General features: G+C 68.3%; 6 protein-coding genes and 1 pseudogene. All 7 read right to left on the reverse strand.

Going from position 1 to position 6788, the window contains the following annotated elements:
* Positions 1-20: 20 nt before the first annotated feature.
* On the reverse strand, positions 21-1127 hold the full coding sequence (gene rlmN, locus JHN45_RS42010; RefSeq protein WP_093629395.1) for a 23S rRNA (adenine(2503)-C(2))-methyltransferase RlmN: 1107 nt from the start codon (positions 1125-1127) through the stop codon (positions 21-23).
* 212 nt (positions 1128-1339) lie between these two features.
* On the reverse strand, positions 1340-2401 hold the full coding sequence (locus JHN45_RS42015) for a phosphatidate cytidylyltransferase (RefSeq protein WP_374195672.1): 1062 nt from the start codon (positions 2399-2401) through the stop codon (positions 1340-1342).
* A 128-nt stretch (positions 2402-2529) separates the two neighbouring features.
* Positions 2530-3087, reverse strand: coding sequence for a ribosome recycling factor (gene frr / locus JHN45_RS42020; protein WP_200716139.1), 558 nt, complete (start codon positions 3085-3087; stop codon positions 2530-2532).
* Between the two features lie 130 nt (positions 3088-3217).
* Complete coding sequence (gene pyrH / locus JHN45_RS42025) at positions 3218-3976, reverse strand: UMP kinase (RefSeq protein ID WP_200685070.1); 759 nt, start codon at positions 3974-3976, stop codon at positions 3218-3220.
* A gap of 204 nt (positions 3977-4180) precedes the next feature.
* The gene (gene tsf / locus JHN45_RS42030) at positions 4181-5017 is read right to left on the reverse strand and encodes a translation elongation factor Ts (protein WP_201054617.1); all 837 of its coding nucleotides are present in this window, start codon (positions 5015-5017) and stop codon (positions 4181-4183) included.
* Between the two features lie 196 nt (positions 5018-5213).
* Positions 5214-6167 (reverse strand): 30S ribosomal protein S2, encoded by a 954-nt coding sequence (gene rpsB, locus JHN45_RS42035; protein ID WP_200716141.1) that lies wholly within the window; start codon positions 6165-6167, stop codon positions 5214-5216.
* A gap of 487 nt (positions 6168-6654) precedes the next feature.
* A pseudogene (locus JHN45_RS53585) lies at positions 6655-6788 on the reverse strand (M23 family peptidase); the annotation flags it as partial.

A 6788-nucleotide genomic window follows, 5' to 3' on the forward strand; every position in this document is an offset into this window, starting at 1 on the left:
CGGGGTAGTACGGGTGAAGATTACCTCTCGGTGGCCGCGAGCTGACCGCACGCTCCGTCGATCTCCTGGCCACGGGTGTCCCGGACGGTGACCGGCACCCCATGGGCCGCGATGGCCTCGACGAACGCCTTCTCGTCCTCGGGACGGGAGGCCGTCCACTTCGAACCCGGCGTCGGGTTCAGCGGGATCAGGTTGACGTGCACGGGCTTGCCCTTGAGGAGGCGGCCGAGCCGGTCGCCACGCCACGCCTGGTCGTTGATGTCGCGGATCAGCGCGTACTCGATGGACAGCCGGCGCCCCGACTTCGCCGCGTACTCCCAGCCGGCGTCGAGAACCTCGCGGACCTTCCACCGGGTGTTCACGGGGACCAGGGTGTCGCGCAGATCGTCGTCGGGCGCGTGCAGCGAGATCGCGAGCCGGCACTTGAAGCCCTCGTCCGCGAAGCGGTGGATCGCCGGGACGAGTCCGACCGTCGAGACGGTGATCCCGCGCTGCGAGAGCCCGAGGCCGTCCGGCTCGGGGTCGGTCAGGGCGCGGATGGACTGGACGACCCGCTTGTAGTTGGCGAGGGGCTCGCCCATGCCCATGAAGACGATGTTGGAGAGGCGGGCGGGTCCGCCCGGGATCTCCCCGTCGCGCAGCGCGCGCATCCCGTCGACGATCTGGTGCACGATCTCGCCGGTCGACAGATTGCGATCGAGGCCGGCCTGTCCGGTGGCGCAGAACGGGCAGTTCATGCCACACCCCGCCTGCGAGCTGATGCACATGGTGACCCGGTCCGGGTACCGCATCAGCACGGACTCGACGAGCGTCCCGTCGAACAGCCGCCAGAGCGTCTTGCGGGTGGTCTCCTGGTCGGTCGACAGATGCCGTACGACGGTCATCAGCTCAGGGAGCAGCGCTTCCTGCAGCTTGGCGCGTGAACCGGCGGGGATGTCGGTCCACTCCGCCGGGTCGTGCGCGAGGCGCGCGAAGTAGTGCTGCGAGAGCTGCTTGGCGCGAAAGGGCTTCTCCCCGATCGCGGCGACGGCTTCCTTGCGCTCGGCGGGCGTGAGATCGGCAAGGTGCCGCGGCGGCTTCTGGGCTCCGCGGGGGGCGACGAATGTGAGTTCTCCGGGCTTAGGCATGGCCCTACCAGTGTCGCAGACGTACGAAGAGGGACTCGCCGCCCTGTGGACAACGAGCCCCTCACGTACAGAACCGCAGGTCGGACCCTGTTTCAGCCCGAACCGACGAACAGCACGAACATCAACCACACCACCGGCGTCGTCGGCAGCAAGGAGTCCAAGCGGTCCATGCTGTATCTATTTGCCGCTACCGCGGCGCGGCGCCGTGGCCCTCACCCTGACCCGACGAACAGCACGAACATCAGCCACACCACCGGTGCCGTCGGCAGCAAGGAGTCCAGCCGGTCCATGATGCCGCCGTGGCCCGGCAGCAGCGTGCCCATGTCCTTGATGCCGAGGTCCCGCTTGATCATGGACTCGCCGAGGTCGCCCAGCGTGGCGCTGGCCGCGACCGCGAGGCCCAGGACGAGGCCCTGCCACCAACTGCCGTCGTCGATCAGGAACTGCATGCACAGCGCGCCCGCCACCATCGCGAAGGACACCGCTCCGAAGAGACCCTCGCGGGTCTTTCCGGGGCTGATGCGCGGGGCGAGCTTGTGCGTGCCGAAGCGCCAGCCGACGGCGTACGCCCCGGTGTCGCTGACGACCGTCAGCAGCAGGAACGTCATGACCCGCCAGGCGCCGTCGTCCGCGGTGAGCATCAGGGCGACGAACGTGGCCAGGAACGGCACGTAGAACGCCGCGAAGACGCCCGCCGTGACGTCCTTGAGGTAGCCCTCCGGCGGTTCCGTCATCCGCCAGACCAGGACGGCGAGCGCGGTGAGCGCCAAGGCGACCCAGGCACCCTCGGGGCCTCGGACGTAACCGGCGACGACCATCGCCGCGCCGCCGACCGCGAGGGGCACGAGGGGCGCCTTGATGCCCTTGCGCTCCTGCAGCCGCGAGGTCAGCTCCCACAGACCCACGACGACGGCGACCGCTATCACGCCGACGAACACGGCCTTGACGACGAACAGCGATGCGATGATCACCGCGCCGAGTCCGACCCCGACCCCTATGGCCGCACCCAGGTCCCGGCCCGCGCTCTTCTTCTGCGGGGCGGGCGCCGGTGGCGGGACGTCGGGCATGGGCTCCGGATTCTGCGGCACCGCCCCGTAGGGCTGTGTCTGCGGCGTGTCAAAGGGCTGCGTCCGCGGGTCGTACGACGGCGACTGCCGTACGTCGTACGGCGGTTGCTGCGTCTCGTCGCGGAACAAGGGGCCGCTCAGCCGAGCGGCCCCCCGGTCGTCATCCTGGTGTCCGCCGTATGCGGGCTCGTCGGGCACGATGGGCATGGGGCGAGTCTGCTGCGCCTCAGGCGCATCGTACGTGGGACCCGCCGGGGCAGCCCCCTGGACAGGCCCCTGGTCGGACGGCCCCCAGTACCCGGCTTGTGGCGGTGCCCCCCAGGAAGAGTCGTTCATCAGACCTCGAGCAGCTCCGCTTCCTTGTGCTTGAGGAGTTCGTCCACCTGGGCGACGTACTTCGCCGTGGTGTCGTCGAGCTCCTTCTCGGCGCGGCGGCCCTCGTCCTCGCCGATGTCGCCGTCCTTGATCGCCTTGTCGATCGCTTCCTTGGCCTTGCGGCGGATGGAACGGATCGAGATCTTGGAGTCCTCGGCCTTGGTCTTGGCGACCTTGATGTACTCCTTGCGGCGCTCCCCGGTCAGCTCCGGGAACGTCACACGGATGATGTTGCCGTCGTTGCTCGGGTTGACGCCGAGGTCCGAGTCCCGGATCGCCTGTTCGATGTTGCGCAGCGCGCTCTTGTCGAACGGGGTCACCACGGCCATGCGCGGCTCCGGCACGGAGAACGAAGCCAGCTGGTTGATCGGTGTCAGTGCGCCGTAATAGTCGGCCACGATCTTGTTGAACATCGCCGGGTGCGCACGGCCGGTGCGGATCGCGGCGAAGTCCTCCTTGGCGACCACGACGGCCTTCTCCATCTTCTCCTCGGCTTCGAGGAGGGTCTCTTCGATCACCACTTGCTCCTGCGTGTCTTGAGTAGGCCCGGCTGCTGTGCTGTGTCGGCGTCGGCGGCCGGCTGCGTCGCGTCTTCTTCCTGCACGGTTCCCGACCGGCAGGACATTGTCCATCCCCCGGTCAGGGTCATCAGCCCTGGCTGCCTTGGTCACCCACAAGCGTGCCGATCTTCTCACCCTTGACGGCGCGGGCGATATTGCCCTCCGCCAGAAGCTCGAAGACCAGGATCGGAAGCTTGTTGTCGCGGCACAGGGTGATGGCGGTCATGTCCGCGACCTTGAGGTCCTGGGTGATGACCTCGCCGTAGCTGAGCGCGTCGAACTTGACGGCCTCGGAGTTCGTCTTGGGGTCGGAGTCGTAGACCCCGTCCACACCGTTCTTGCCCATGAGCAGCGCCTCGGCGTTGATCTCCAGGGCGCGCTGGGCGGCGGTGGTGTCGGTGGAGAAGTACGGCATGCCCATACCGGCGCCGAAGATGACCACGCGGCCCTTCTCCAGGTGGCGCACGGCGCGCAGCGGGATGTATGGCTCGGCGACCTGGCCCATGGTGATGGCGGTCTGGACGCGGCTGTCGATGCCCTCCTTCTCCAGGAAGTCCTGGAGGGCGAGGCAGTTCATCACGGTGCCGAGCATGCCCATGTAGTCGGAGCGGGCCCGGTCCATGCCGCGCTGCTGGAGTTCGGCGCCGCGGAAGAAGTTGCCGCCGCCGATGACGACGGCGACCTCCGCGCCGTCGCGGACGACGGCCGCGATCTCACGGGCGATCTTGTGCACCACATCGGGGTCGACGCCCAGGCCCCCGCCGCCGGAGAAGGCCTCTCCGGACAGCTTCAACATGAACCGGCCGCGTACCTTGCCGTCGTCGCTCTTCTGGGCCTTGGTGGTCATGACGTTCTCGCCTCTTTTACGTGGTCGCACATACGAAGAAGGCCACTGCCGGTGGGGTGTCTGTCGCATCCCATGCTCGGCAATGGCCTCCTCGTCAGATCTGCTGTCGTCCGCCACGCGCGCGTGCGCGACGGCGTACCGGGCCGACTGCTGACGACCCTAGCGGGATTCCACCGGGCGCCGCGCGTCGATCGCGGTACGGACTCAGATGCCGACCTTGATGCGCGTGAAGCGCTTCAGGGTGACACCCGCCTCGTCCAGAACCTTCTGGACGGACTTCTTGGGGTCGAGCGCGTACGGCTGACCGAGCAGCGTCGCGTCCTTGAAGAAGCCGTTGACGCGACCCTCGACGATCTTGGCGATCGCGGCCTCGGGCTTGCCCTCGGCGCGGGTGGTCTCCTCGGCGATACGGCGCTCGGACTCGACGACCTCGGCCGGAACGTCGTCCTTGGCCAGGTACTTCGGCGCGAAGGCGGCGATGTGCTGGGCGACACCGCGGGCGACCTCGGCGTTCGGCTTGTCCAGCTCGACGAGGACACCGATCTGCGGGGGCAGGTCGGGCATCGTGCGGTGCATGTAGGCGGAGACGTAGCCGTCGGCGTACTGGGCGAAGCGGTCCAGGACGATCTTCTCGCCCAGGTTCGCGTTGGCCTCGTCGACGAACGCCTGGACCGTCTTGCCGGACTCGATCTCGGACGCGAGGAGCGCCGCGAGGTCGGCCGGGGAGGTCGCGGCGACGTGCTGCGCGATCTGGTTGGCGACGGCCTGGAACTTCTCGCCCTTGGCGACGAAGTCCGTCTCGCACTTCAGCTCGACCAGGACACCGGAGGTGTTGTCGTCGGCGATGACGGAGACCACGGCGCCGTTCTCGGCGGAGCGGCCCTCGCGCTTGGCGACGCCCTTCTGGCCCTTGATGCGGAGCGCCTCGACGGCCTTCTCGACGTTGCCGTCGGCCTCGTCCAGCGCCTTCTTGCAGTCCATCATGCCGGCGCCGGTGAGCTCACGGAGCTTCTTGACGTCGGCGGCGGTGTAGTTCGCCATGATCTGAAAATCTCTTCTCGGAGTTCGAAGTCTCGAAGTCGGCGGCGGCCGCGTGGTGAGCGGGCTTCCGCCAAAGATCTACGGGCTACGAAGATCTAGGGGCTGTGAGTGAACGGCGGGTGGCGCGGTCGGCACCACCCGCCGTCACTTCAGCTCAGCCCTTTGGCCCGGAAGGTCAGGCCGTTGGCCGGAGGGGTCAGGCCTGCTCGGCGTCGGCGACCGGAGCGGCCTCAGCCTCGGCGGCGGGAGCCTCGACGACCTCGGCAGCAACCTCAGCGGCAACCGGAGCCTCGTCAGCCTGCTCGGCGTCGGCGACCTTCTCCGTCTCGGCGGAGGTCTGGACCTCGGCGTCGGCGGCGGGGGCCTCGTCAGCCTTCTTCTCGCCCTCGAGCAGGTCGCGCTCCCACGCGGCGAGCGGCTCGCCGGCGGCCTTGTCACCCTTGGCCTCGGCGGCGACACCGGAGCGGCTGATGAGGCCCTCGGCGACGGCGTCGGCGATCACGCGGGTGAGCAGGGTGACGGAGCGGATCGCGTCGTCGTTGCCCGGGATCTTGTAGTCGACCTCGTCGGGGTCGCAGTTCGTGTCGAGGATGGCGACGACCGGAATGTTGAGCTTCCGGGCCTCACCGACCGCGATGTGCTCCTTCTTGGTGTCCACGATCCAGACGGCGCTGGGAACCTTGGACATCTCGCGGATACCACCGAGGGTCTTCTCCAGCTTGGCCTTCTCGCGCGAGAGCACGAGAAGCTCCTTCTTGGTGAGACCGGACGCGGCGACGTCCTCGAAGTCGATCTGCTCGAGCTCCTTGAGGCGCTGCAGACGCTTGTAGACGGTGGAGAAGTTGGTGAGCATGCCGCCCAGCCAGCGCTGGTTGACGTAGGGCATGCCGACGCGGGTGGCCTGCTCGGCGATGGCCTCCTGCGCCTGCTTCTTCGTGCCGACGAACATGACCGTGCCGCCGTGGGCGACGGTCTCCTTGACGAACTCGTAGGCGCGGTCGATGTACGACAGCGACTGGAGCAGGTCGATGATGTAGATGCCGTTGCGCTCGGTGAAGATGAAGCGCTTCATCTTCGGGTTCCAGCGACGGGTCTGGTGACCGAAGTGGACGCCGCTTTCCAGCAGCTCCCGCATCGTGACGACGGCCATGGCCGTTCTCCTTGATTTTCTCGGTTGTGCCGCGGGTGCCGGGACGGCACTCGCGCCTGACGCCCACATGCGCGTGCCCAGAGGACCGAGGAGCGCTGACATCGGATTCGTCTCTCGACGGAGGACCGGATGTCGGGGCGTGCGAAGTCGACCCGGTGACCCGGATCGCCAAAGGAAGTGTACGGGACCCGCGAGGTACCGGGTGACGCCGTTGTCCACAGGCACCTGGCGGTCCACAGGTCCCGGCCATGATCGACACGGGTACGGCACGGTTTGTGCCATGCGAACACGACGAAACCGGCACACCGCGCTGGGCTTTGTACTGGCCTTGTTCCTCACCTTGCTGACCTGCGCGGCCCGTGCGGACGACGCCCCTCCACCGCCACCGGGAGTCCCACCCCCTCCCGTACCGGCCCTGGCCCGCACCTGGCCCGTCGGTTCCCACCCCTTGGTCCTACGAGGCTGGGAGCCCCCGGCGACGCTCTACGCCCGGGGCCACCGCCCGTACCGGAGCGCCGGCCGGGGTCGCCAGGTCCACACCGCGGTGGCCCCGGGCGTAGAGCGTCGCCGGGGGCTCCCAGCCTCGTAGGACCAAGGGGTGGGAACCGACGGGCCAGGTGC

It is taken from the genome of Streptomyces sp. MBT53, assembly GCF_016654115.1.
GTDB lineage: Bacteria > Actinomycetota > Actinomycetes > Streptomycetales > Streptomycetaceae > Streptomyces.